The following is a 26,022-nucleotide window of genomic DNA, read 5'->3' as shown; positions in this document are numbered from 1 at the left end:
GGGGTTTGTATTGCTGGGTTCTTCATGACAGTCGGGTGAGTGGGCCCGTGCTAGCGAACGTGGTAAACATTCAGGTGCTTTGCTGTGGGCATGCTGAAGTCCCCGGCTCTTGCGGGTCGGGTGTGGTGGTGATGAATCTGCCGGTGGTTTAGATCGGTGGGGGCAGCGCTGGTTGCCAGGGGTTGCCTGTGATGGCCTGGCGTAGTGCGGTCATGACGTTGACACCCTGTTTGCGGGCGGTGTCGATGTAGCTGCGGATGTTCAACCGATCTTGGGTGATGTCTTCGCTGGTCAAACGCCCGGAGATCTTTTGCTGTGTTTTCGTGGGCCGCAGGTTGCGTTCGCTGATGTTGTTGGTCGGCCAGACCCGGGTGTCGCCGCTGAAGCGGAGAACATCGCCTTGGCGGTCGCGGCAGAACTCCAGCAGTTCCCGCCCGGGGCGTTGCGCCGTCGACGAAGGCGGCCCGGGCACCCGCGGAACCCGGGAAATCCCGACCTTGACCGCGTTATCGAACTCGGTGATCAGCGGGCCGGACACCCGTGGGTCGATCTCGGCCAAGCGCTTCTCCCTGGCTTGGTGCCAGGCTTTGATCAGACCGCGTAAAGCGCGTTGGGCCTGTTTCGGCCAGTGCTCATCCGGGTAGGTTTCCGCCGCGTCGGCGAAGTCCCGCAGCAGGTGAGCAACACAGGCCTGATGCCCGGCTAGGTTCTCCCAGCGCGAGTGAAAGTAGTTGCTGTAGCGGTCATGCACCGCGATGCCGGCGAATCCGGGCAGGATCCCGGCATCGGCAAACGAGTCCAGATCCCGTCCACCCAAGTGATAAACCGTGGCGGTCTCGGTGGAAGCCGACAACACGTATCGCCTCCTCGACCCGGCGGGACCGACGCGCAGGGTGGTCTCGTCGAACCCGGCCACGTGCGCCATCGTGATCAGCGACCTGATCACGGCCACGACCTCGTTCACCGCGCGGGCGCATCGGGTCAGCATGCCGTGCACGAACCCACCCGACGGGCCCTTTCCGCCTGTGAGGTCGGCGATCAGCTGGACACAGCGCTGCACCGGAACGTGTTGGTAGACAAGCAGATACACCACCAGCGATCGCAGATTCGGCCCATAACTCAACGGCGAGTCCGGCACCTCATCGGGCAGGGAGCCGAGGTGTTCGGTGCCGCAGGCACACCGCACCCGGTGCACATCGTGCTGCCAAACTGTGAGACGCACTTCGGGCAGGTCGTGAACCTGGTGGGAACGTTCGACACCCAGATCCTCGGCGAAGGCTAAATCAGCACCGCAACCACAGTTCCCGCTCGGGCGATGCGGCACAGTCGTATCCGGCACCGCCCACGACATCGCACTGCCCGGCGCGCCTTTCTGCTTGCCTCGTTTACGGTCGGCCCGCTTCGCCGGTTTCGCCGCTGGCGTGGCCCGGCCGGGCAAATCATCGGCGGAGGGAGGCATCGAACTATTCGCGCTGTTGCGGCTGACCTGCCGTTCCAGCTGCTTGACCCGCTCGGTCAACTTGGCGTTGGACTCCAGGAGCCGTTCAACGAGCGCGATCAGCTCCTCACGCGAGAGCTCCTCCAACCCAGCCACGAGCCAAGATCATCACACTTCGCGCCCGAGATCAACTCAGGCACCTGAATGTTTACCGAACGTGCTGCCGTCAAAAGGGATTTCGATGCGTTGCGGGAGCGTCGGATGCGGGAGACGGAGATGTTCGATCGGGGCGAGCGACAGGCCGAGGTGGCCCCTGGCAGTCGTAGGTGCCAGCCGGAAACTCTCGGCGATCGCCTCGACCAGGGTGGATTTTCCGATCCGTTGTCTCCGACAGAAAACGTCACCAGCGCCTCGAACCGCGACCGCGATCTTGCCATCGCCGCATCCCGCGCGGCTGATCCAGCCCGGCCGCGCTGGTTGATCAGTGCCGGTACGGCCGGGTTCAGGGTCGGCTCACCGATGTTGAACTGCACATCCGGGCCCCGGCTCGGCGGAGTCGACGATCCGCTGCCCGGTTCGCGGCGCAGGTGCATTCTTCGCTATGGAATATGCTTTCCTGGCATGAGGCAAACAATCCGCCTTAGGTTTTCCTTCTCGTGTGGCAGGCCTCCCCTGATGGTGGAGATTGGCCCCGATTTGGTGAACTAAAGGTGCTTTATCGAGCGGAATCCGGCGACGGGCGTCTACTCTTCCATTTGTCCCCCGACTGTCTACTTGAGAGGCGTTTAGGATATGCGACGGCGTGTGATTACTGCTGTGATGATCGCAGGGATGATCTCGGTGGCGCTCGCAGGAACCAGTGCGGCCGAAGGGTCGACAGGAGTCGGCACGCGAGCCGGTTCCTGTTCGTCGGGACCGGTTGCGCGTGGAAATCAAGAGGGATCAGGTTCCAATTGTTTTCGTGCCGAATATCCAGGGGAAAGATTTCGCGCGGTGGCGTTTTGTGCGAGTTGGCGCGGCCCCTACACGGTATTTGGGCCAGATAGGCTGGTAGGCGGCGGACAAAGTTCCATTGCTTGGTGTGCCCCGGGGGACCGAGTTACGGGTGGCGATACGCAGGATCGCCGGTAGCTTCAAGTTCCTAGAATTTTGGGAGCCCCGACCAATGCGGTCGGGGCTCCGTCACGTACACGGCCGTGCAGGCCAGGACTCCCAGCAGTGGATGGGAGCCCAGGTCGACTCGCCCGGCCGCGCCGAGGGGCAGCGGTGAACGGACCGGGGGAGGATCGCGCCTGCGCCCGGTCGTCTTACCTGGCGGACCGGCGAGCAGCTGCGATCTCGGGCACCGATACGGCGGCGATGTGCGCGCTCGCCGCGAATCCGCGCAGTTCGTCGTCGGTGGCCATCCGGGTCGGGTCCGCTGGGCTGACCAGGTGGGCGAACACCGCGACCGGTGGCGTCCCGGCGAGTCCGACCAGGTCGAAAGCCGATTCCGCGAGTCCGGCGTTGCCGAGCACACCGGCATCGCCGACGGCCACCGGCACCACGTGGCCGGGCCGGGTGAAGTCCGCGGGGCCCGCGTCGGGGTCGGCGAGTACGCGAGCGGTCCTGGCTCGGTCCGAGGCGGAAATGCCGGTGCTCACCCCCGTGCTGGCATCCACGGTGACACACACCGTCGCGCCGTGGTGCTCCTGCAGCCGGGGCGACATGGGCGGCAGCACGAGCGCATCGCAGCGCTCGCGTGGAAGCGCCACGCACAGAAAGCCCGACGAATGGCGGACCGCCAAGGCCGTCAGCTCGACATCCGCGCGTGCAGCGGCGAACACGAGGCCGCCGTCACCGGACGTGCAGCCGTGCACGATCGTCGGCCGGCCTGCTGCGATCTCGTGCAGTGCCAGGTCGATCGGCCTGAGCTCGCTCGGCCGGCGATCGAGAACCGCTGCGCGTTTCCGCTGATCGTCCATTTTCTCTCCTCGGAAAGGCGGATCCGGGCCGATTCAGTTCCACTATCTACAACGGACCAGTGAAGCGGCCCACGGCGTCACGCGTCCGATAGCGTGGCCGATCCGGTTCTTCCAAGCATCGCCGCCCGAGATCTCGAACGTCAACGTCCGCCAGCTGTCGTCCCAGTACCTGAAATCCTTGCGCCTCCGGCGGTGACGTGCTGGATTGTGCTTGACATCGCGTCGGCCGCCTCCATAGCGTCGACGTGTGCTCCGACCGCTGCTGACCAATCGCCGCCACGTGGATCTGCTGCGGATTGGTTCGGCGGCGTGTCCGGCCTCCTGATCATCCGAGCCCGAAACGCTGCTGCTGGTCCGGCAGCAATGACGGTTGCTGTTCCCGGTCTGGGGGCCGGTCACGCGCTCCGGCTCGGAGATTCCGTTGCGGGGTAGGCGGATTCTGGACGTCACCGACCCGAACGACGACTGGATTCCCCTGCCAGGCCGGTGGGTGGGCGCTGCTCGGGCCCAAGACCTATTCGACCGGTATTCCCCGCCTGCGGTGGCTGCTCACCAACCGTTGCCTGCTGGCGGAAACCGCCCGCGACGCAGACCACGGCCTTGCCGTGACGAGCAGGGCAGGGCTGGTCAAGCGCACCGTCACCAACAACGCCCCGTGCCGTCGAGCTGGGTGTCTCGTTCGTCGGCAATCCCGGCCTTTCCCGCGCCAATCCCATCGAACGGCACTATCGCGACGTGCTTTGCGGCCGCATCCACACCCCGCAGGACGACACGATCCGCACCGTCAGCGGCACCGCAGCGCTGAAACGATGACGATCGCTGAACTTGGCGGGATCGGCGAATCCTTCCGCAAGACTGCGTTGTCCGAGCGGAAAGCACCGGCGTAGCGCACCAGGTCGACAGTCGTGCCATTTCCCGATCCAATACGCATTGGCACTTCAGCGCGGTCACGTTGATCTGGGATGGGCTGCCCGCACATCGGTCGGCGGATATGACGGCATGGCTGGCCACCCAGCGGCGGTGGTCGCGCGTCGAACCGTTGCCCGGTTACGACCGTGATCTCAACCCGATTGGAAATGTTGTGGGGCAACGGGAAAGCGGTCGCGTTGGCCAACCTGTGTCCGGACACTTTGGACGAGGCCCAGGCTGCCGCACTGACCGGCTTGGAGCGGGTGGGCAGCCGCTACGAGCTGCGCTTCGCTTTCCTTGATCATACCGGCCTTTTCCCTGACCAAGATCATCCAGATACCAAAAGATCTTTAGTTGGCTGCCTCCTGGTGTTTCGGTTGTGTTTCCGTGGGATCTTGCCTCGTGGGATGCGTTGGCTGGCCTTGTTTCGCGACATATAGTCGTCTCGTGGGTGATTCACTCCTGTGGTCCAGGCGAGAGGTCGATCTCGCGTTCTTCGCCAGCGCTCGGTGTCAGGGCTGATCGACAGCCGCACCGTTCGCGCCTGAGTGCCGGCAGCGAACCTGCGCACTCCTTCGGGTTTCAGAGCCCTTCAAATCTGTGCGGGCGCAGTGCGCCCTCGTCCACCCAACGGCAGAGAAATCCGCCCGCGGTGGCAGGACCATGCCTGCCGACCACGACGGATGTCACCACCTCGTGCCGTCGTCCGCTGCCTCTCCAGCACGGGAGAATTCTATGTCCGACCTTCGCAGTTCCATCGAGAGCGCGACGTCCGCGCGCAAGAAATGGCGGTTGCCGGCGATCGCGTTCGCCATCCTGCTGATCGCCGGAATCGCCGCTTTCGCCGCAACCAGGGGCGGCGGCGCCGATCCGGGCGCGGCCGACGGCGCGCCCGTCCGCGGTGGCACGCTGCAGTTCGCGCTGATCGACTACCAGCGCAGCCTCGATCCGCAGTGGGGCACCAACTACGCCGAGTCGCTGATCGGCAACAACATCACCGACAAGCTGACCTGGCAGGACCCCAAGACCGGTGAGATCACGCCGTGGCTGGCCCAGTCGTGGGAGTACAACGAGGACCTGACCGAATTCACCTTCCACCTGCGCCGGGACGTGACGTTCAGCGATGGGTCGCCGTTCAACGCCGAGGCCGTCAAAGCCAACTTCGACCAGTACGTGCACGGCGACCCGAGCCTGGGGATCCTGCCCAACGGCGCCACCCTGCTGCCCGGCTACCTCGAAACCAGGGTGGTGGACGAATACACCGCCGTGGTCCGCTTCGAGAGACCGCTCGCGAGCTTCCTCCAGGCGTCTTCGTTCACGGCCAATGCGCAGCCGGGCTTCCTGTCGCCCTCGACGTTGAAGCTCAGCGCGGAGCAGCGGACGGACCCGAAGAAGGTGATCGGTACCGGCCCTTTCGTGTACGAGTCGTGGGAGCCGCAGGCCAAAACGGTCTTGGTCAAGCGAAACGGCTACAACTGGGCTCCGCCCGCGCTGCGCCACCCTGGTGAGGCGTATCTGGACAGGATCGTGTTCAACACGATCCCGGAGGCCAGCGTCCGCACCGGTTCTTTGGTGTCCGGCACGATCGACGCGACCCTCGACGTCGGCACAACCGATGAGAAGCCTTTGTCCGCACAGGGTTTCGAGATAATCCACCGCGGCGTGTCCGGCACGGCGATCCGGTTCGACTTCAACAGCTCGCTCTTCCCGACCAACGACATCGCGGTCCGCAAGGCGATCCAGCTCGGCTGGGACCGGCAGAGCGTCCAGAAGACCATCCTGACCGACTCCTACTCGGTTGCGGACTCGATCCTCGAACCGTCGGTGCCCGGACACGCCGACTACAGCGGTTCGGTGCTGAAGCACGACCCGGAGCAGGCCGCGCGGATCCTCGACGAGGCCGGCTGGGTGGCCGGCCCCGACGGGATCCGGGTCAAGGAGGGGAAGAAGCTGGTGGTCAAGCTGCTGGGCATCAACAACCTGGTGGTGAACAAGCCGGCTTACGAGTCGATCCAGCAGGACCTGCGGAAGATCGGTATCGATCTGCAGCTCACCGTCGTGCCGATCCCGGACTACACCGCCCAGCAGGCCAAGGCGAAGACCGACTGGAACGTCGTCGCAGCCAACCGCTCCCGCAACGATCCGGCGGTCCTCAACTGGCAGTACGGGCCGCAGAGCGGCAACGGCGCGTACGTCACGAAAGACTCCACCGGGGTCGACGCGGACGAGGTCACGCAGGTGCTGGGCAGGCTTGAAACGACCCTCGACCCGGCCGCGCGCACCCAGTACGCCAAGCAGGCGCAGGACATCCTGATCGACAAGTACGCGCTCGTGAACCCGGTCTACAACCCCTCGCAGGTGATCGCCCAGGCGCCGTACGTGCACGGCATCGTCTTCGACGCCCAGTCCCGCAACCACTTCGTGGACACCTGGAAGAGCGACGGGAAGTGATCGTCCGCCGGGAGCTCAGGCTCCCGGCGGGCCACGCCCTCCCGGGAAAGGAAGAGTCGTGCTGCGTTACGTCGCGCTGAAGGCCGGCCGGGCCGCGTTCGTGGTCTGGGCGGCGTTCACCCTGACCTTCGTCTTCTTGTTCGTGCTGCCGGCCAACCCGGTCGATCTCCTCTTCGACCCGACCGAGCTCAACTCCGTGCCGCCGGAGGTGCGCGCGCAGGTCGCGGACAGCTACGGCTTCAACGAGCCGGTCCTCTTGCAATACCTCGGTCGGCTCGGACACGCGCTGCGGGGCGACTTCGGAACCTCGGTGCAGTCGGGCCAGTCGGTCAGGGCGGTGGTCCTCGATGTGCTCCCGCACACCCTGGTGCTCGCCGTCGGGGCGCTGCTGCTCGCGCTGGTCATCGCGTTCACCATCGCGCTCGTCGCGACTTCGACCCGGCACCGGTGGTTGCGCAACCTGGTCGAGTCGCTGCCGACGGCCTCGGTCTCGGTGCCGGTCTTCCTCTCCGGCATCCTGCTGCTGCAGGTCTTCTCCTTCAGGCTCGGCTGGTTCCCGTCGTTCGGGGATCAGGGCTGGCGGAGCCTGGTGCTGCCGCTGATCACGCTGGCGATCCCGGTCTCCGGTCCCATCGCGCAACTCCTCGTGCGCTGCTTCGCCGCCGAGTTCCGCTCGGGCTACGTCACGACGAGCTGGGCGAAGGGCGCCACCCGCACCCGCGTCATCGTCGGTGACGTCTTCCGCAACGCCAGCCTGCCCGCGCTGACCATCGCCGCCGTCACCTTCGGCAATCTCGTCGCGGGATCGGTCATCACCGAGACGGTCTTCGCCCGCAAGGGACTCGGTCGAATGACGCAAACGGCGATCAACACGCTCGATCTCCCGCTGGTGCAGGGAATCGTCGTCTTCGTTGCCGCCACCTTCGCGCTGATCAACCTGGTCGTGGACCTGATCTACCCGCTGCTGGATCCGCGGCTGCGCGCCACCTTCGCCGTGCCCACCGCCCGTCCGGCGGACTGAGGAGGACCAGTTGACCGTCGAATTCGACGCCCTGACCGCGCCCACCGGCAGCCGGTGGGCCGACATCGCTCGCAGCGCGCTCGACCGGCTCGGTGGGATCGTCCGCAAGCCGGGACTGCTGCTCGCCTGGATCATACTGCTGGTCGCGGTCGGTTGGGCGCTGTTCCCCGGAGCGTTCACCACCTACAACCCCTACGTCGGCGAGCCCGACGCCAGCTTCGCACCGCCGAGCGCGGAACACTGGTTCGGCACCGACCGGCTGGGCCGGGACCTCTTCGCGCGCAGCGTCTTCGGCGCGGGGACCACGCTGGCCGCCACGCTGTTCGCCGTGCTCATCGGGTTCGGTGCCGGCACCGCGGTGGGGCTGGCTGCCGGGTTCGCCGGCGGCGTGACCGACACCGCGATCATGCGGGTGGTCGACGTCTTCCTCGCGATCCCGAACCTGTTGCTGGCCATGATCATCGTTTCCGTGCTGGGTTACTCCACGAACAACATCGCCGTCGCGGTGGGTATCTCGTCCATCGCCGCCTTCGCGCGGGTCATGCGAGCCGAGGTGCTCACCGTCGTCTCCCGGGATTACGTGCGCGCGGCGTACGGGCTCGGTGTCGGCCGGCTCGGCGTGGTGCTCCGGCACATCGTGCCGAATTCGCTGAGCTCGGTGCTCGCGCTGGCGGCACTGGAGATCGGCACCTCGATCCTCGCCGTGGCAGGCCTCGGTTTCCTCGGCTACGGCGCGCCGCCGCCGACGCCGGAGTGGGGACTCCTGGTCGCCGAGGGGCGTGACTTCGTAGCGGTCTACCCGTGGATATCGCTCCTGCCGGGGGCGGCACTGGCGGTGGTCGTGCTCGCCACCCACCGGATCAGCACTTCGTTCAGGAAGGACCACGACTGATGGCCGACATTGCCACCGCGTCCGGAGCGGCCGCCGCTGTGGCGGAGGATGACCACGCGCTGCTGCGGATCACCGATCTAGCGATCGACTACCGCAACGGACACCGCAGGTGGACCAGGGCGGTCCGCGGGGTCGACCTGCACGTGGAGCCGGGCGAGTTCGTGTCGCTGGTGGGGGAGTCCGGCTCGGGCAAGACCACCGTGGTTCAGGGCGCGCTCGGCCTGCTGCCGAGCTCCGCGCGGATCCGGTCCGGTTCCATCGTCTATTCCGGCGTCGATGTCACCGGCTGGAACGATCAGCGGATGGCACTGGTGCGGGGCAACCACGTGGGCTTCATCCCGCAGGACCCCAACACCTCGCTCAACCCGGTCAAGAAGATCGGGCAGCAGGTGATCGAGGCGGTCCGGTTCAACGAGCGCGCTGCGAGGAATGCGTCGCAGCACGAGGAGGCCGCGTTGGAGAGCCTGCGCACCGCGGGCCTCAACGACGCCGAGCGGGTGTTCCAGCAATACCCCCACGAGCTCAGCGGCGGCATGAAGCAGCGCGCGCTCATCGCGATCGCGCTTGCGGGCAAGCCGAAGATCATCTTGGCCGACGAACCCACCAGCGCGCTTGACGTCACTGTCCAGAAGGTCATCCTCGACCACCTGGTGCGGCTGCGCGAGGAACTCGGCATCGGCGTTCTCCTGGTCACCCACGACCTCGGCGTCGCGCTGGACCGCTCCGACCGGATTCTGGTCATGCGGCAAGGCGAAATCGTGGAAGACGGCCCGGCGCACCAGGTTCTGGAGAATGCGACCGACGACTACACGCGGCGGTTGCTCGACGCGGCCCCAGCGGCATCGGGCGCCCGGCTGGTTCCCGCCGCAGCGCCGACGGAGCTGGAAGCACGCGAGCTGACCAAGACCTACCGCCTGCGGGGCCAGGGCGAGCTGCGTGCGCTGGACTCGGCAAACCTGTTGGTGCGGAAGGCAACGACGCACGCGATCGTGGGGGAGTCCGGTGCCGGCAAGTCGACGCTGGCGAGCATCCTGGCCGCCTTCACCGCAGCGGACAGCGGCACGGTGCGCGTCGATGATCGCGTGCTAGGCGGCCTCCGCCGCGGACAGCTGCAGGAGATCCGCCGGGATCTGCAGTTCGTGTTCCAGAACCCGTTCACCTCGCTCGACCCGCGTTTCACGGTGAGCAGGATCATCGCGGAGCCGCTGCGCGCATTCGGACTGGCGACGGGCAAGCAGGAGCGGACGGCCCGGGTGGTCGAGCTGCTGGAGGCGGTGGCGCTGGACGCCAGCTACCTGCACCGGCTCCCGAGCCAGCTCTCGGGAGGCCAGCGGCAGCGCGTCGCGATCGCGCGGGCACTCGCGCTCACGCCGAAGGTCCTTGTCCTGGACGAGGCGGTAAGCGCGCTCGACGTCTCGGCCCAGGCGCAGATCCTGCAGCTGCTGGTCGACCTGCAGGCCGAGTACGGGCTCAGCTACGTGTTCGTGACCCACGACCTCGGCGTCGTACGCCTGATCGCGCACGACGTCACGGTGATGAAAGACGGTGTCGTGCTGGAGACCGGCCCGGTGGAGCAGGTGTTCCACTCGCCGCGGCACGAGTACACCCGGGACCTGCTGGCGGCGATCCCGGGAGTCCGGCTCGCCCCGGCCGGCGTGCGCTGAGGAGGAAAAGCGTGTCACGTCAACTGCACATCAACGTCAACATCCTCAACGCGGGCGTCTTCGGCGGGTCGTGGCGATTCCCGAACACCGACGGCACCGCGAGCTACCGGATCGAGCACTACACCTCGATCGCGAAGAAGGCCGAGGAAGCCAAACTCGACGCGGTCTTCCTGGCGGACAGCCCGCTGCTCGACCCGAGCATCAAGCACCGCACCGGCAACAACCTGGAGCCCACCACGGTTCTGGCGCGCATCGCTGCCCAGACCGAGCGGATCGGTCTGATCGGGACGCTGTCGTCGTCGTACAACGACCCGGCCGAACTGGCGCGCCGGCTCGGCGACCTCGACCACGTCAGCGGTGGCCGCTTCGGCTGGAACGTGGTGACCACGGCGGGATCGGTGGCGGCGCGCAACTTCGGCCGCACGAGCGAGCCCGAGCACGCTTCGCGCTACCGCCGCGCCGCCGAGCTCACCGAGCGGGTCATCGCCGACTGGGCGGGAAGGACCCAATTCGCCTCCCCGCAAGGCCGGCCGGTCGTCGTCCAGGCCGGTGGTTCCAGCGACGGGCGGCGGCTGGCCTCCCGCGTCGCCGAGGTGATCTTCTCCGCCGATCAGGACCTCGACCACGCCCGGGCGTTCCGCACCGAGATCCGCAACGGTGCAGCCGAGTTCGGGCGCGGTCCCGAGGAAATCGTGGTGCTGCCGGGGCTTTCCACCGTCGTGGGCAGCACCGAGGCGGAGGCCAAGGCCCGGCGGGAGCTGTTGGACGACATACTCCCGGACGCCTACGCCCGGAACCGGTTGGCGGGCCAGCTCGGGATCTCCCTCGACGGACGGCGCGACGACGAAACGATCCCGACCGAGCTGCTCGTCCAACCCGACGAGGCCGGTGGGTCGCAGAGCTTCTACCGCGTTGTCAAGGAAATCATCGAGAAGGAGAGACCGACGCTCGGCCGGCTGTTGAAGAAGCTCTCCGGCGGCGGTGGCCACCGGATCGTCGTAGGGACGCCGGAGCAGATCGCCGACGACATCGAAACGTGGTTCCGCGCCGGTGCGGCCGACGGCTTCAACGTGATGCCCGACGTGCTGCCGTCGGGCTTCGACGACTTCGCCGATCACGTGATTCCCGAGCTGCAGAGGCGAGGCCTGTTCCGGACCGAATACGACGGGACGACCCTGCGCGAGCACCTCGGGCTCGGTCTTCCCGCAGTTCCCGCAGCGGCGCACGAGCGCCATCTGCTCGACCCCTACCAGGAAGGACAGGTGATCTCCTCGTGAGCAAGGCGATCCAGCTCACCCTCGCGGTCGGCGAGGCGACCGGCGGACCTGTCGACGGCGCGTCGCCGGTTTCGCTCGCCGATGCGGCCGCCATCGCGGCGGTGGCCGAAGAGGTCGGGGTCGCGGCGATCCGGCTCGTCGACGGCGGAGCGGGCCGCACGCTTGACCCGACCGTCGTAGGCGCCTACCTCGCCGGCATCCACGGCGGCGTCGGCTTTGTCGCCGAGGTCCCGACGACCCACAACGCGCCCTACAACGCCGCGCGCCGGGTGCTCTCGCTGGACCGGGCCGCCGGTGGCCGAACCGGTGTCGCCCTGAGCGCGGGCGGCGGCGACGAGGTGAGCGAGGCAACCGTCCCGGCCCCCAGCGCGACCGATCCCGCCCAGCGCTGGGCGGAGTACGCCTTGGTGCTGACCCGGTTGTGGGAGTCCTTCCCGCGCGCGGCGCTGATCGGCGACCAGGAGTCGGGCCTCGTCGCCGACGACGCGCTCATCGAGCCGATCAACCACGAAGCCGCCTTCTACCGCGTCGCGGGCCCCCTGGACGGTCCCTCGTCGGCGCAAGGACGCCCTGTTCTCGTGGCAGATCTCGGGGCCCTCGACCCGACCGCGGTGGCGCGGTCCGCGGATGTCGTCGTGGTGGACCGTGAGCGCGCCGCCGGTGCCGACGCCGCGCTCACGGTGGCGTTGCGGCGAGCCGGCCGTTCCCGGGAGGACGTCGCGCTGCTCGGCCGTGTCGAGGTCGCCACGGACGACCCGGCTGCCGCAGCCGTCGGTAATGAGCTCCGCGCCTGGGCTGACGAGCACCGGCTGGATGGTTTCGAACTGGTACCCACGGGTGGCGCCGAGGACGTGGTGACCGTGCTGCGTGGGTTGGTCCCGCAGATCGCGGACGCTGCTGCCGACTCGTCCCCACCGACCTTGCGGGCCGCGTTCGGCCTGCGCGAGGCCGCGGAGGTGCTGAGGTGAGTGCCGAACTGGTGGACACAGGACCCGCCGCCGCGACCGAGCCCCGCGCTGGGCGGCTTCCCACACCCACCCGGTTCACAGCCGAAAGCATCCGCACTGCGATTTCCCCGATCCTGCAGCGCATCGGAGCCTGTGCCGGCGCGCGGGAACGAGCCCGCGAGTACGCCTTCGAAGACGTCCGGGCGCTGGCCGGGCAGCGCATCACCTTGGTCGGCATCGCGGCGGAGGACGGTGGTGCCGGCGGCTCGCTGCGGGACTTGACCGAACTGGTGATGGCCATCGCCAGGGCCGATTCCAACGTGGCGCAGGCGTTGCGAAGCAGCTTCCTCGTCGCCAACCGGGTGGCGACCCTGCGCGATCTGCCGAACCGGGCGGTGACGCTGCAGCGGCTGCGCAACGGCGACCTCTTCGCTGGCACCGCCAACGAGCGCACCGGCGGTGCCAGCGGAACGGTCAACACCACCATCCGGCGCGTCGGCGACGGGTACGTCATCAACGGGGAGAAGTACTACTCGACCGGTGGGCTCTACGCCTCGTGGTTCTCGGGCTTGGCCCGCGACGAGAACGGGACGGTGCTGGGCTTCACGGTGCCGGTGGATCGCGAGGGCGTGCAGCGGCTCGACGACTTCGACGCCGTCGGCCAGCGGCTCACCGCGAGCGGTACCACGCGGCTGGTGAACGTGCGGGTCGACGCGGACGAAGTCGAGGTCCGCGACAACACCCGGTTCGACAGCCCGTGGCTGGGATCCTTCGCCCAGCTCTACCTGGCGGCGGTGGAAGCGGGCATCGCCGCAGCAGCGCTGGACGACGCCGTCTGGTTCGCCCGAGAGAAAGCGCGACCGATCAAGCACAGCACAGCCGACAAGAGCGTCGAGGACCCGTACGTGCGCGAGACGGTGGGCGAAATTGCCGCCCGGGCGCAGGCAGCCCGCGCGGCGGTGCTGTTCGCCGCCGAAGCACTGGCGGGCGTGCGCGGCCTGGCCGGACTGCAGGCGCGAGCCGTGGGCGCGGAGGCCGCCGTCACCGTGGCGCAGACCGGCGTGATCGCCGTCGAGTCCGCGCTGCGCGCCGCCGAGCTGCTCTTCGACGTCGGAGGGGGCTCGATCACCAACCGCGACCTCGGGTTCGACCGGCACTGGCGCAACGCCCGCACGGTCGCCAACCACAACCCACGGCAGTGGAAAGCCGCAGTGGCTGGTGCGTACCACCTGACCGGCGAGGAGCCGCCGACGACCGGGCTGTTCTGAGCCACCCGACGAATCGACCGAAAGCCACCCGACGAATCGACCGAAAGGAACCCGATGACCATCGAGGTCAACCGCGCACTCGGCCGCACCGGCGTCCTCGTCACGCCGCTGACGCTCGGCACCATGAACTTCGGCCGTTGGCAGGAGGAAAGCGGGAGCACCAGGATTATCCGGGCCGCCCTGGATGCCGGGATCACGGCCGTCGACACCGCCGACATCTACGCCCAGGGCAGGTCCGAGGAGATCGTGGGCAAGGCGATCAAGGGCCGCCGCGACGACGTCTTCCTCGCCACCAAGTTCCACGGCCAGATCGGCGACAACCCCCAGCACGCGGGCAACTCCCGACGCTGGATACTCCGCGCCGTGGAGGACAGCCTGCGCCGGCTCGGCACCGACCACATCGACCTCTACCAGGCGCACCGGCCGGATCCGCACACCGACCTGCTGGAGACGCTGCAGACCCTCAACGACCTGATCAAGCAGGGCAAGATCCGCTACTACGGCACGTCGGTGTTCCCGGCGCACCAGCTCGTCGAGGCGCACTGGCTGGCCGAGAAACACCGGCTCATCGCCCCGCACACCGAGCAGCTGCCGTACTCCCCGCTCATTCGCAGCGCCGAGCGCGAGGTCTTCCCCGTCGTGCGCAAGTACGGCGTCGGCGTGCTCAGCTACGGTCCGCTTGCCGCCGGCTGGCTTTCCGGGAAGTACCGCGTCGGCGGCGAGCAGCCGGAGTCGGCGCGCGCCGACCTCGTCCCCGGCCGGTTCGACATCAGCCTTGACCGCAACCAGCGCAAGCTGGCCGCCGCCGACGCGCTGGCCCGGCTGGCGGAGGACAACGGCCTGGCAGTGGTCGAGCTGGCCGTTTCGTTCGCGCTCAACCACCCGGCGGTCAGCAGCGTGATCATCGGCCCGCGCACGCTGGACCACCTGGAGGCGTACCTCAAAGCCGCCACCGTCGAACTCGGTGTGGACGTCCTCGACCGCATCGACGAGATCGTCGACCCCGGCACGCACTTCGTCGAGCGGGACACCGGCCACGACACCCCGTCGCTGCAGCCGACGGCGCTCCGCCGCGGCCGCACGAGCAACCACTGACCGGCAACAGGAAGGGAATCCAACCATGAGCTACGGCGTTTTCGAGAAGACTTACGCGGCGGCCGAAGACCGCTACGACAAGATCGAGTACCGGCGTGCCGGCCACTCCGGCCTTGACCTGCCCGCGTTCTCCTTCGGCCTGTGGCAGAAGTTCGGCACCGACCACCCCTACGAGACCCAGCGCGATATCGTGCTGCACGCCTTCGACCTGGGCATCACGCACTTCGACAACGCCGACCGGTACGGCCCGCCGCACCGCGCCGCGCAGCAGCTGTTAGGGAGGGTGCTGGGCAAGGACCTGGCCCCGTACCGGGACGAGCTGATCCTGTCCACGAAGGCCGGCAACCCGATCGGCCCCAGTCCTTACCAGAAGGGCGGCTCGCGCAAGTCGCTGCTGGCCTCGCTGGACCACAGCTTGCGCGATCTGGGCACCGACTACGTCGACATCTTCTACAGCCACCGCGCGGACCCGACCACGCCGCTGGAGGAGACCGTCGGTGCGCTGGTCAGCGCGGTGCAGCAAGGCAAGGCGCTCTACGCCGGCATCTCCAACTACCAGCCCGAGCGGGCGCACGAGGCGGCCGACCTGCTGCGCCGGTCGGGAGTTCCGCTGCTGGTCCACCAGCCCCGGTACTCGATCTTCGACCGCAGCCCGGAGAACAACGGTCTGCTCAAGCTGGCCGCCGAGGACGGCTTCGGCCTGGTCGTCTACTCGCCGTTGGCGCAGGGACTGCTGACGGACAAGTACCTCGATGGCATCCCAGCGGGTGCGCGCGCCGAGAACAGCACGTTCCTCTCACCTGACGTCATCGACGACACCTATCGGCGGCGGGCCAACGCCCTCAACCAGATCGCCGAGCAGCGCGGCCAGTCCCTGGCGCAGCTGGCGCTGCAGTGGGTGCTGCGGCAGCCGCAGGTGACCTCGGCGCTCATCGGCGCCAGCTCGGTTCGGCAACTGGACCACAACGTCAGGGCGCTCGAATTCCCGCCGCTGACAGAGGAAGAGCTGGCCCTGATCGACGAGCACGGTGTGCACGGTACCGGGCTGAGGCTCTGAGATGACGGACCTCGTTGGGACGATCGGGGCCGGTGTCGAGGACGGCCGCCCCTTCCGCCTGGGCTTCCTCCTGCACCTCGACGATGATCAGCCGCCGGCCCGGGCGTACCGGGAAGCGATCGAGTTGTTCGCGGTCGCGGAGGAACTGGGCTACGACTCGGGATGGGTCATCCAGCGGCACTTCCGGCAGGGCAATGAGCACGTATCCGCGCCGCTGATCTTGCTCGCCGCCATCGCCGAGCACACCAGCCGGATCGCGCTGGGCACCGGCGTGCTGGTGCTCCCGCTGGAGGATCCCCTCAAGGTCGCCGAAGACGCGGCGACGCTCGATGAGCTCAGCGGCGGCCGACTCGAGCTGGGCGTCGGGTCGGGGCCCTTCCCGGGGGCTTGGGAGGCATTCGGGAAGGACTTGGCCGACAGGCACCGGCTCTTCGACGAATCGGTAGCGCGCCTGCACGAGGTGCTGGAGGGTACGGCGCTCAACAGCCTCGGTGAGGTGCTCCACCCGCCCGCCGCCGGCGTGCGGCGACGGTTGTGGCAGGCCACCACCAGCGATCCGCAACGGGCCGGTGCCGGGGCGGCCGCCGCCGCACTCGCCGGCGACGGGCTGCAGTTCTCCCGCGCGACCGGCTGGCGCGGCACGACCGTTCGCGAAGCGCAGCACCAGCAGGCGCGGTGGATCGAGGACTACCGCGCGGCCTGGCGTGAGCCCGACCGGCAGGCCCGGGTGCAGGTCTCCCGAGCCGTCTACCCGCACCCGGACCGCGAAACGGCGGTGCGGCTGGTCACGCCCGGCGTTCGCCGTTGGCAGAGTTGGCTTTCCACTCGGCGTGACGTCGCTGGCCTCGACGTCGAGGAGTACTTGGCGGCCGACCGCGCACTGCTTGGTCCGCCGGACGCCCTGGCCGCCGAGCTGGCCGCCGATCCCGCGTTGCGCCAAATCACCGACCTGCTGGTGAGTTTCGTCCCCGGGGTGCCCGATTTCGACGAACACGTCCGCCTGCTCACCGCCGGTGCGCAGGAACTCGCACCCCTGCTCGGCTGGCGACCTGCACCGCTGTCCTCGGCGCGACCGGCCGACCGCCCGCTCGTGGGAACCGGGCACCACACCGGGCGATCAGACCGAGCCACCACATCGAGAGGGACACGATGAAGGGATTCCACCTCAACCTGTCGGTGATGACACCCGGCCACTTCCGCCACGCCTGGCGGTTGCCGCACGCAGATCCGCTGTCCTACCTGGACATCGACTTCTTCCAGCGGCTGGCGTGGATCGCCGAGGACGCGAAGATCGACGCGGTCTTCCTGGGGGACGCCCCGGCGTTACACGATGGGATCGAGGAAGCACCGGGCACGGGGCTCGACCCGTTCGTGCTCCTGGGAAATCTGGCGGCGATCACCACGAACCTCGGCGTGGTCATCACCAGCTCCACGACCTACAACTCGCCGTACGACCTGGCTCGCCGGTTCCAGGACCTCGATCACGTCACCAAGGGGCGAGCGGCGGTCAACGTGGTCACCACCGGAACGCCCGCCGCGGCCGCGAACTTCGGCCTGACCGAGCACCCCGGCAAGCGGACCCGTTACCGCCGGGCGCACGAGTTCCTCGAAGTCGTGACCCGGCTGTGGGATGGCTGGGCACCTGACGCGATTACCGCGGACAAGGACCGCGGTCGCTTCGCCGACCCTTCGCGCATCCACCGGATCGACCACGAGGGCGAGTTCTTCTCCGTGGCCGGGCCTCTTCCGGTCAAGGCGGGCCCGCAGGGGAGGCCAGTCGTCGTTCAGGCAGGCGGTTCCGAAGGTGGGCTCGCGCTGGCCGGCCGCTTCGCCGATGTCGTGTTCACCGTGGCGCAAACCCGTGCGAAGGCGGTCGCTTTCCGCGACGACATCCGCCGGCGCGCGGCGGCGGCCGGCCGGCACCCCGACGACGTGAAGACCTCCCTCGGAGTGGTCGTTCTCGTCGCGGCAACCGAGCAGGAAGCCCGACGCCGGGAACAGGAGCTTTACGCGACCCTGCCGATCGAGCGGCTGACCGCTGCGCTACTCCGGAACCTCGGCCTGCCGCACGGCGAATTCGGTCCGGACGACCCGATAGCCGCCGACGATCTCCCCGACACCGTACCGGGCGGAGCCTTCTCCGCAGGCTTCAGCTCCGCCACTCGGGCCCTGATCGCGGAGGGGCCCCGCACGCCCCGCGAGCTCATCCAGCGCGGTGCCGGCGGTGCGGGACATCGGCTGCTGGTGGGCTCCGCGCGGCAGGTCGCCGACGACCTGCAGTCGTGGTTCGAGGCGGGCGCGGCGGATGGCTTCACGGTCATGCCGGCGGAAACCGTCGTCGACCTGGAGAACTTCGCCAACCTAGTGGTGCCGATCCTGCAGGAGCGCGGCCTGTTCCAGGAGGACTACGGCCACCGCACCCTCCGCGGTCGTCTCGGGCTGCCGTTGCCGAGCCCGCCGCTGCCCACAGCGGTCCAGGCTCTGGCGTGATGTCCGCGCTGCGCTTCGCTTTCCAGGGCGAGCCCCATGCAATTCGCACAACCGGCCACCGATCAGAACAGGGGACTCAGCCATGAGCCTCGAACTCCTCTGGTACATCCCGAACCAGGTCCATCCCGGTCACCGCGGCGACGACGTCGTAGCCGACCACAACAGCCTTGCGACCCTCACCAGCCACGCCAAAGCCCTCGAAGAACACGGCTGGGGCGGCGCGCTCATCGGCGCCGGATGGGGTAGACCCGACACCTTCACCGTCGCCACCGCACTGGCCGCGCAGACCACGACGTTCCAGCCGCTGATCGCGATCCGGCCCGGTTACTGGCATCCGGCCAACTTCGCCTCCGCCGCCGCGACACTGGACCAACTCACCCGCGGCCGGGTGCTGGTGAACATCGTGTCGGGAAAGGACGATCTGGCGGCCTACGGCGACAGCGAAGGCGACCAAGCCCACCGCTACGCCCGCACCCGGGAGTTCCTCCAGATCGCGCGCAAGCTGTGGACCGAGGAGAACGTCACCTACCGCGGCGAGCACTTCAGCGTCACCGACTCCACAGTGCTGCCCCGACCGGTTGTCCAGGGCGGACGCAAACACCCCCGGATTTACTTCGGCGGGGCCTCTTCAGCCGCCGAGGAGGTGGCCGCCACCGAAGCGGATGTCCAGCTCTTCTGGGGAGAGCCGCTCGGCGGCATCAGCGAGCGGATCGACCGGCTCAAGCGGCTCAGCGAGAAGCGCGGCCGCGAGCACGCTCCGCTGGAGTTCGGGTTGCGGGTCACCACTCTGGTGCGGGACACCACCGAACAGGCGTGGGCCGACGCCGAGGCGAAGGTCGCGGAGATGGCGCGGGGCAAGGGAATCGGCCTCCTCGATCCGAACCGGCGGACCGCCACGGGGCAGCAGCGGCTGCTTGACCTGGCCGCACGGGGCGAAGTGCTCGACGAGAACCTCTACACCACGCCAGGCAAGTACGGTGGTGGCGGTGCGGGTACCACCTGGCTGGTCGGTTCTGCCGAAGACGTGGCGAAGTCGCTGCGGAAGTACCAGAGTCTCGGCATCACCCACTTCGTGCTCTCCGACACCCCCTACCTGCCGGAGATCAAGCGCCAGGGCGATCAGCTCCTACCACTGCTGCGCGGATGAACAATAACCGGGATGCGACAGCGAAACGCGCGGCGTAGTGCGGTGCGAAAGCCTCGGAGCTGTAAGGGAGGCAGTGCTGACGGGTGTTGTGGCTGCTCGCGTGCGTGATCCAGGACGGACTGCGGGCACGTCGTCACGAGCGTCGGCTGTTCTCGCTTGGCCAAGCCGTCAGCGGCGGGCTGATGCACTTAGCCGCGCTCGCCCGGCTGCATGCAGTCCGCGGCTTCGTCGTCGGAATCGCATGCGGTAGTAGCGGCTGTAGCCTCGGCCACCACTGACAACGCCAGCAGGCCACGACCGCTGCACGGCTCGAAGAACGATCAATTAATTCATCCGATGATCGTCCGGGCCGGACAGGTTTCGGAAATCTTGAATAGTCAAATGCAAGTCTGATGATCATGCATCGTCAGACTTGCTTGCGGGAGCACAAATTTTGAGCAGGTAAGACGGGGCCACCCATACGGCCGCGCAGGCCAACCCGAAAAGTCGATTGTGGCATGCGAATCGGCCAACTACTTTCAGTGGGCCGCAACCAGTTTCTTTGTCGCTGACCTGCGATTTTGATAATTGACCTGCGGGCTGGTGTAACTCGCCCTTCCCTTGGAGGATTCATTGGTGCCCATGAGAAACTACCTCGCTGTTGCCACGGCGGCCGTTCTGATCGGAGGTGCAGGCACCTTGCTGGTGGCACCGGCTTCCGCGTCGCCTAGCGCGATCAGCCATTTTGACGGCGGCAGTTTCGAAACACCAACGGTGGCGGCAAACACGTTCCAGGGCCTCGCGACCGGGCAGTCCGTCGGAGCGTGGCGGGTGACGAGCGGGAATGTCGACCTGATCGGCGCGGGGTACTGGCAGGCTGCCGAGGGTGACCAGTCCGTCGACCTCAACGGCACAACTGCGGGGGCTGTTTCCCAGACTTTTACCACGGTCCCGGGGACGACGTACATGGTGACGTACTCCCTTGCCGGTAATCCCGAGGGATCGCCGAATCTGAAAACGGGCAAAGTCCTCGTCAGCGGGCAGAATTTCCAGGACTTCTCCTTTGACACGACCGGGAAGACAACGACGAACATGGGCTATGTGAGACGGCAGGTGACCTTCGTGGCCACCAGTACATCCACGACGTTGACGTTCGCCAGCACCACCCCCAACAGTGCGTGGGGACCGGTGATCGACGACGTCACGGTCAAGTCCTGCCCGCCTCCCCCGTGTTGCGGGTGATCCGGGCGCGGTGATGGTGGGCAACCCGGTCGGATCGCCGGTGCGGCCTACACAGCGCGCGCAAGTTCTTTGAGCCGGCTTGCAGGGCGGGTGTGGGGGAGAGCCGCCTCACACCCGCCGACCTCAAGAACGCCGCCTCCGCCCTGCTCCCGAGCCCGGCAACACTGTCGCTTCCATCGCCCGCCTGCGCGGCGTCTCCCGCTCGACGATCTACAAGTCGCCCCCGAACTCAGGACCGACCGAGCGCTCGCCCCCCGGCCCCGGCCCAGGTCAACGCTCCCGAGCGCCTGCTGCCGGGACGCCTCGATCGTGGGTTCAGTGTGAGTGAAGGTTCCTCGCTGGGAGCCCGAGGGTGGACTGCCACCAGGGCCTGAAGACTTCGTGAAGAAGGTATGAACCCAAGTTGGGCATGCTTCGTTCAGAAGGTATGGGAAGCCGATACTTGGGAGTGCGGACATGATGGCAAACGATCACGGCACGGTACTCGCCACCATGACCTTCAACCTGGTAGCCCCGGCGGGAGTGATCGCGCCGGTCGGTGTGGAACTCCGGTACGACAGCCGCAACCCGTACGAGATCGCCATGAAGCTCAACGTGGGCACGGACGGTCAGGTGGACTGGGTGATCGCCCGCGGCCGGCTGGCCGACGGGCTGATCGCCGAGGCAGGCGAAGGCGACGTGCGCATCCGCCCTCGACTGGACGATCCGACGTTGGTCGTGATCGAGTTGAGCTCGCCGTCGGGGCAGGCCTCCTTCGAGGTGAACGCCGATCAGCTTGCGGACTTCGTGAACGACACCTACGACGTGGTCGAACCCGATGACGAACACCGGTGGATGAACATCGACGAGACGCTGAGCCAGCTGCTCTCGCACAACCTGTAAGGGCCCGGTTCTCCCGAAGCGCCGCACGCCAAAGTGCTGGCTGCGGGACCTGGCGGCGCTGAACACCTGAAACTCCACCACGCTGCGTCTCCGGGCCGGGAATCCACCCAGCGGAGGCGCAGCGCTGCACGCGGCGAATTCGCCGCCGTCGAATACGTCGCCGCACCGCTACACGAGTTCCGCGCCTGGTCGCCGCAGGGTTGGCAAAGCCACCCGACGACCCACCGCAAAGCAGCACGTCGGCGGAGTGAAACACCAGCTCAGGAGCCTAGCGAGCCAGATCCGCCCGAAGTACTACGGGGATCCCAGGTTCAGGGCTCCAATGGTTGCGGCGTCGATGACAAACCGGTACCGCAGTCGCTGTTCTCCACGCGATCAAAGGCGGCATTGACCTGATCTGCGGAGATCCTCTCGATCTCCGCGCCGATGCCGTGCTCGGCGCAGAAGTCCAGCATGTCCTGGACCTCGCCGATGCTGCCGACCAGTGAATCGGCGAGAATCCTGTTCCCGTCGATCAGCGCGGTAGGGCTGTAGGACGACGATGTCGCCAGTAAGCCGACGTTGACCATCGCGCCGCCGATGCGCAGCGTCTCCAGATAGGAGTCGCCATCCGGGCGCGGCAGTTCCAACCCTTTCGGGCGTGACACTGCGGACACCGCAGCAGGCCCCACGCGCCCGCGTGGATGAGAAAGCGCCTCGCACCCTGCATCGGGCGCGAGGCGCTTTCATTGTTTCCCGGTTCGGCTCGACGCTGGCCGTGCAGATGCCCCGGGCAGAGGCCTCCCCTTCACCACTCCCGGGGCATCGCTGCCAAGGCGTCTCGCCTGATCAAAACGATAGGACGTACCAGCCTTTTTCTGCAGAGGAACGCCCCACATGAGCCAAGCATATAGGGCGTCTACTATGGCGGTCCGATTAGCCGCGCAGTGTTGAATCGTGAATGGCGACGTGTGGATACACGCGCACGTTGAGTTGGCCTTTCATGTCTTCGGACTCGAAGGTGGCCGCGAGGCGTGTTTCCTCTTCACTGGTTTCGATTTGCAGGGTCGTGGCCTGCTCCCGGTAGCAATGCCAGATCAAATCATCGCCTCGATACCAATCGAAGCGGACTGATGATTCTGCGGTGTCGAAACTGACGTGCAGCTCTCCGTCACCAGTTGGGATGGTAACGTAGCGGATCCAGGGCTCTTCTCCTTGCTGAGGCGACTCGCCGAACTGTTCGAGAAATTCCTGGTCCGCGGGTACTGCTAGCTCGGTGATCAATTTTTTCCTCCAAACGGGATGAGCGTGATTAGTTGAAGGTTTCCGTCGCTGCTCTCCTGCCAGACGGTTTGAAGTTTCATGAAACCGCCCGGGCCTGCTAGAAGTGATTCGCGCACTTGTCGACGCCCCCAGCTATGATCTGATATCTGCGAAATATTATTGTCGGATCTTACCACATTCTCCAAATGCTCACGAATAATTTCTCTACCTTTAGAGTTGTCGAATATCCTAATGCGGTTCAGTTCGGTTTTGATTTGGTTCGACCTGTCGGCGGCGTGCTTACTTGAGTTGACTTTTCCAAAAGCGTAATCGATTTTACCATCGTCGATGACCGCTCTGGAAGTTCGCCGACGTGGCGCTTGCGGGGAGTCACTCGAACGCACTGGGGTCGGGGTGCTGCCGGATACGTGTCCGCGTTGGCGGCTTGCGACTTCCTGAATCCTCGCTTGGAGATTCGCGAGAGCGCGGACAGTCTTGGCGGCTGCTACTGCGATCTGCTGTGCGGCGGCAACAGCGTCGTTGTCGGGTCCGAGGATTTCGGCGAGTTGGTCCCTGAGGGTTTCGATGGTGTCACAGAGTGCGTTGGTTTCCGTCAGTGGTATGGCGTCAGCGGTCAGACGGAGGTTTTCCGCCTGACCGCTGATTGTTTGGTCATTCATCACTGCTGGTGGTATGAGGCCTTCTCGACGACCATCTGCCGCAGGTCTTCGAGCCCGGCCGAGACCGTGCCGACTTCGTTGGAGACGGCGCTGATCTGGCCGTGGAGCTCTTGGGCGCTGGAGGTGTCTCCAAGGATGCCAGCGACCTGCTGCGCTACGGATTCGAGTTGTCCCTTGAGCGCTTCGGCCTGGCCGACGGGCACTTCGTCGGCCAAGGCGTGCAGCTGTTGTGCCTGTTCGCAATGGACACGGAATTCTCCTTCTGGGTGTTCACTTTGGACGGTTGGTGAGGTTTGGATGCCTGGCCAAGGCAGCGGTACGGGGTTGTCGCGCCTTGGCCAGGCGCGGCCCGGTGCCGCGAAGGGAATCGGCGGCGACAGCACCGGACCGGACTTGTGAGCGGCTTTGCGCCGCAATGGCCGTGATCAGGCGGTTGTTTCGGGGAGTGGTTCCGGTGCGGGTGCCGGTTGGGGGGCTATGACGACGACACCCGCACCGGGGCTTACGGGGAGTGGGCGTGTGCGGCGGCGCAGAGGTGGCAACCCACTGGGTATATGCGGGCATGGCTGGGGGCGTCGCTGCCGAGAATCCGCTTGCCGCAGCGGGTCATGCCGTCGTGGGTTGGGTGACGTTCATGGGTGACCCGGTGGTGGTCGGTCCACACGTCGGCGTGCTCGATGTCGTCGCGTTTGCCGGTGTTCTTGGGGAACCAGTCAACCGGGGAGGACGCAGTTCGTGGAGCACGGCTACGTGGGAGGTGCGAACCGGAAGTCCGGCCATCGCGATGGCGGTCATCGGGCGTCCGCCTTTCTTCGCAGTCGCGCGAGTTTCGCTGGGCAGGACGAGCACGGCGTTGGCGCGGGACGCTGCGGGTTTTGTGGGAACAAGCTGGTGAGGGGAACACCGCACAGGGCGCGGGTCGCTCCGCTCTGGATGGTGTGGGCGATGTTGTTCAGGCTGATCAGCGTCCGGAAAGACAGGGAGCTCACTGCAGGCTCACCACCCCGGCGGTGGGTTGCGGGGCCTGGTCGGTGGCCATCCATGCGGGGCCGTGGGCGTCGTGCTCGTGTTGGCTGACCACGGAGGGGTCCGGGTCGGTGAACAGGCATCGTTTGGCGGAGCACCGCCACGTGGTGGCGTAGTCGGGCGTGAAAGTTCGACGCGGCATCGCAGCCTCACAGGGGCGGGTCGGAGGGGCTTGGTTGGAACACGAGGTGATCGAGCGGCCCGCACTGTCAGCAGTCGCCGGCGCTCGCGGTACCGGCATCGGGAAGTGCGATCACACGCCCGCACAGGGTGGTCTGGGCGTAGGTGCGGTAGTGACGAACTCCCCGTCCAGTCCACCCACGTCCAGGCTGAGGCGGTCACGGCTGGGTCACCGCTGGCTGAATCTCGGGCCCGGACAGCACTTGACCACTAGAGACCATCTCCCCGGTACCAGCCGCATCGTGATCCTTCCGGTCGAAATTGGTTACTTTTAGTGTTCACGTGATCACGAAACTAGAGGGGTTCGTGTGCGTGGAGTGACAGTAAAGTGACAGTGAGCGCTAGCCCCGTCATCCGCACATGGGCATAGGTGAGTTGATCGGCCGGGCCTGTGGCTTCCCGTTCAAGGGCTCTGACAGGGTGTTCGGTCGTGGATCAACGTGAACGGCGACGGGCCCGGTACGTCGGTGCGAGCATCGAGAAGCAGCTGGGCGCGTTGCCCGTGATCGCTGATTACTGTCACCGTCTGGACCTGGCCGACATTATCGATCGGGCCTGCCCGATACGGGATCTTGCCCATCTGACCCACGGGCAGGTGATCGAAGCACTGGTCGCCAACCGGTTGACCTCACCGGCACCGCTGGTCCGGGTGACCGAGTGGGCACGCGAACACGCAGTGGAAGAAGTCTTCGGCGCTGACCCCGAACTGCTCAACGACGACCGGATCGGCCGCGCGCTGGACGCGATCGCTCCCGAGCTCGACCGGATCGTGGGATCCGTTGGAGCGCAAGCGATCTCCGTGTTCGGTTTGGACACTTCCCGGCTTCATTGGGACATGACGTCGATCTCGCTGTACGGGGCCTACGAGCAGATCGACGCCGACCACCCGGCGCCGAAGTTCGGGCATCCCAAAGACCGCCGCCTCGACCTGAAACAGATCCAGGCCGGGCTGGCGGCCACCGGCGACGGCGGCGTGCCGGTCTTCCACCGAGCCTACGACGGCGGAGCCGGGGAAGTGGCCCAGGTAGTGGGCGCTATGACCGAACTGCAAAAAATGGCCAAGCCCCAGGAGTTCCTGCTGATCGGGGACTCTAAACTGGTGTCCTACACCAATGTCTCGGCGATGATCGATGCCGGTGTCGGGTTCATCGCCCCCGCCTCGAAGGCGTAC

At 66.9% G+C, this 26,022-nt stretch carries 23 protein-coding genes; 16 read left to right on the top strand and 7 right to left on the bottom strand.

Annotated elements, in window-relative coordinates; all coding sequences use genetic code 11:
• Nucleotides 1-148 precede the first annotated feature (148 nt).
• A complete protein-coding gene (gene tnpC / locus SSPN_RS0116195) occupies nt 149-1,594 on the bottom strand; it encodes an IS66 family transposase (protein ID WP_010310815.1) in 1,446 nt (481 codons plus the stop codon).
• Between the two features lie 1,151 nt (nt 1,595-2,745).
• Complete coding sequence (locus SSPN_RS44070) at nt 2,746-3,402, bottom strand: 3,4-dihydroxy-2-butanone-4-phosphate synthase (protein ID WP_010696199.1); 657 nt, start codon at nt 3,400-3,402, stop codon at nt 2,746-2,748.
• Nucleotides 3,403-3,649: 247 nt separating this feature from the next.
• Between SSPN_RS44070 and SSPN_RS62660 the strand changes: the two genes are divergently transcribed.
• The 15 genes from SSPN_RS62660 (at nt 3,650) to SSPN_RS0116115 (ending at nt 21,723) form a co-directional block, all read left to right on the top strand.
• Nucleotides 3,650-3,727, top strand: coding sequence for a putative leader peptide (locus tag SSPN_RS62660; protein ID WP_394378899.1), 78 nt, complete (start codon nt 3,650-3,652; stop codon nt 3,725-3,727).
• 1,319 nt (nt 3,728-5,046) lie between these two features.
• On the top strand, nt 5,047-6,762 hold the full coding sequence (locus tag SSPN_RS0116180; RefSeq protein ID WP_010696197.1) for an ABC transporter substrate-binding protein: 1,716 nt from the start codon (nt 5,047-5,049) through the stop codon (nt 6,760-6,762).
• 58 nt (nt 6,763-6,820) lie between these two features.
• On the top strand, nt 6,821-7,783 hold the full coding sequence (locus SSPN_RS0116175) for an ABC transporter permease (RefSeq protein ID WP_010696196.1): 963 nt from the start codon (nt 6,821-6,823) through the stop codon (nt 7,781-7,783).
• Between the two features lie 10 nt (nt 7,784-7,793).
• Nucleotides 7,794-8,675 carry an ABC transporter permease gene (locus tag SSPN_RS0116170; RefSeq protein ID WP_010696195.1) on the top strand — a complete coding sequence of 294 codons (882 nt, stop codon included), beginning with the start codon at nt 7,794-7,796 and terminating at the stop codon, nt 8,673-8,675.
• The gene (locus SSPN_RS0116165; RefSeq protein WP_010696194.1) at nt 8,675-10,339 is read left to right on the top strand and encodes a dipeptide ABC transporter ATP-binding protein; all 1,665 of its coding nucleotides are present in this window, start codon (nt 8,675-8,677) and stop codon (nt 10,337-10,339) included. Before SSPN_RS0116170 ends, SSPN_RS0116165 begins: the two co-directional genes overlap by 1 nt.
• An 11-nt stretch (nt 10,340-10,350) precedes the next feature.
• The gene (locus SSPN_RS0116160; protein WP_010696193.1) at nt 10,351-11,616 is read left to right on the top strand and encodes an LLM class flavin-dependent oxidoreductase; all 1,266 of its coding nucleotides are present in this window, start codon (nt 10,351-10,353) and stop codon (nt 11,614-11,616) included.
• On the top strand, nt 11,613-12,584 hold the full coding sequence (locus tag SSPN_RS0116155) for an LLM class oxidoreductase (protein WP_010696192.1): 972 nt from the start codon (nt 11,613-11,615) through the stop codon (nt 12,582-12,584). The genes SSPN_RS0116160 and SSPN_RS0116155 overlap by 4 nt, the downstream gene beginning before the upstream one ends.
• Nucleotides 12,581-13,831, top strand: a complete 1,251-nt coding sequence (locus SSPN_RS0116150; protein WP_010696191.1) for an acyl-CoA dehydrogenase family protein — start codon at nt 12,581-12,583, stop codon at nt 13,829-13,831. Before SSPN_RS0116155 ends, SSPN_RS0116150 begins: the two co-directional genes overlap by 4 nt.
• A 54-nt stretch (nt 13,832-13,885) precedes the next feature.
• On the top strand, nt 13,886-14,926 hold the full coding sequence (locus tag SSPN_RS0116145) for an aldo/keto reductase (RefSeq protein WP_010696190.1): 1,041 nt from the start codon (nt 13,886-13,888) through the stop codon (nt 14,924-14,926).
• Between the two features lie 25 nt (nt 14,927-14,951).
• Entirely contained in the window at nt 14,952-15,983 is a 1,032-nt protein-coding gene (locus tag SSPN_RS0116140) for an aldo/keto reductase (protein WP_010696189.1), read from the top strand.
• A 1-nt stretch (nt 15,984) separates the two neighbouring features.
• A complete protein-coding gene (locus tag SSPN_RS0116135; protein ID WP_010696188.1) occupies nt 15,985-17,136 on the top strand; it encodes an LLM class flavin-dependent oxidoreductase in 1,152 nt (383 codons plus the stop codon).
• Complete coding sequence (locus SSPN_RS0116130; protein WP_010696187.1) at nt 17,133-18,473, top strand: NtaA/DmoA family FMN-dependent monooxygenase; 1,341 nt, start codon at nt 17,133-17,135, stop codon at nt 18,471-18,473. The genes SSPN_RS0116135 and SSPN_RS0116130 overlap by 4 nt, the downstream gene beginning before the upstream one ends.
• Nucleotides 18,474-18,555: 82 nt before the next feature.
• Nucleotides 18,556-19,620 carry an LLM class flavin-dependent oxidoreductase gene (locus SSPN_RS0116125; RefSeq protein WP_010696186.1) on the top strand — a complete coding sequence of 355 codons (1,065 nt, stop codon included), beginning with the start codon at nt 18,556-18,558 and terminating at the stop codon, nt 19,618-19,620.
• A 684-nt stretch (nt 19,621-20,304) separates the two neighbouring features.
• Nucleotides 20,305-20,841, top strand: a complete 537-nt coding sequence (locus SSPN_RS0116120; protein WP_237710650.1) for a choice-of-anchor C family protein — start codon at nt 20,305-20,307, stop codon at nt 20,839-20,841.
• Between the two features lie 456 nt (nt 20,842-21,297).
• Entirely contained in the window at nt 21,298-21,723 is a 426-nt protein-coding gene (locus SSPN_RS0116115) for an SsgA family sporulation/cell division regulator (RefSeq protein ID WP_010695526.1), read from the top strand.
• A gap of 311 nt (nt 21,724-22,034) precedes the next feature.
• On the opposite strand, the gene SSPN_RS0116110 is transcribed toward SSPN_RS0116115, so the two are convergent.
• The 5 genes from SSPN_RS0116110 to SSPN_RS0116095 form a co-directional block, all read right to left on the bottom strand.
• On the bottom strand, nt 22,035-22,370 hold the full coding sequence (locus SSPN_RS0116110; RefSeq protein ID WP_237710562.1) for an MDR/zinc-dependent alcohol dehydrogenase-like family protein: 336 nt from the start codon (nt 22,368-22,370) through the stop codon (nt 22,035-22,037).
• Between the two features lie 268 nt (nt 22,371-22,638).
• A complete protein-coding gene (locus SSPN_RS0116105) occupies nt 22,639-22,986 on the bottom strand; it encodes a hypothetical protein (RefSeq protein WP_010696183.1) in 348 nt (115 codons plus the stop codon).
• A complete protein-coding gene (locus SSPN_RS54790; protein ID WP_143539578.1) occupies nt 22,983-23,645 on the bottom strand; it encodes a hypothetical protein in 663 nt (220 codons plus the stop codon). The genes SSPN_RS0116105 and SSPN_RS54790 overlap by 4 nt, the downstream gene beginning before the upstream one ends.
• On the bottom strand, nt 23,645-23,860 hold the full coding sequence (locus SSPN_RS44060; protein WP_010696182.1) for a hypothetical protein: 216 nt from the start codon (nt 23,858-23,860) through the stop codon (nt 23,645-23,647). Before SSPN_RS44060 ends, SSPN_RS54790 begins: the two co-directional genes overlap by 1 nt.
• A 770-nt stretch (nt 23,861-24,630) precedes the next feature.
• A complete protein-coding gene (locus SSPN_RS0116095; RefSeq protein WP_010696180.1) occupies nt 24,631-24,813 on the bottom strand; it encodes a hypothetical protein in 183 nt (60 codons plus the stop codon).
• Between the two features lie 468 nt (nt 24,814-25,281).
• On the opposite strand from SSPN_RS0116095, the gene SSPN_RS0116090 reads away from it, so the two are divergent.
• The coding region (locus SSPN_RS0116090) for an IS1634 family transposase (protein WP_010310098.1) at nt 25,282-26,022 on the top strand (741 nt) is incomplete at its 3' end.

Origin of the sequence: Saccharopolyspora spinosa NRRL 18395, assembly GCF_000194155.1 — a bacterium.
Taxonomy (GTDB): Bacteria; Actinomycetota; Actinomycetes; order Mycobacteriales; family Pseudonocardiaceae; genus Saccharopolyspora; species Saccharopolyspora spinosa.
The sequence above is the reverse complement of the archived record's forward strand: the minus strand, read 5'-3'. Positions and strand labels throughout refer to the sequence as shown.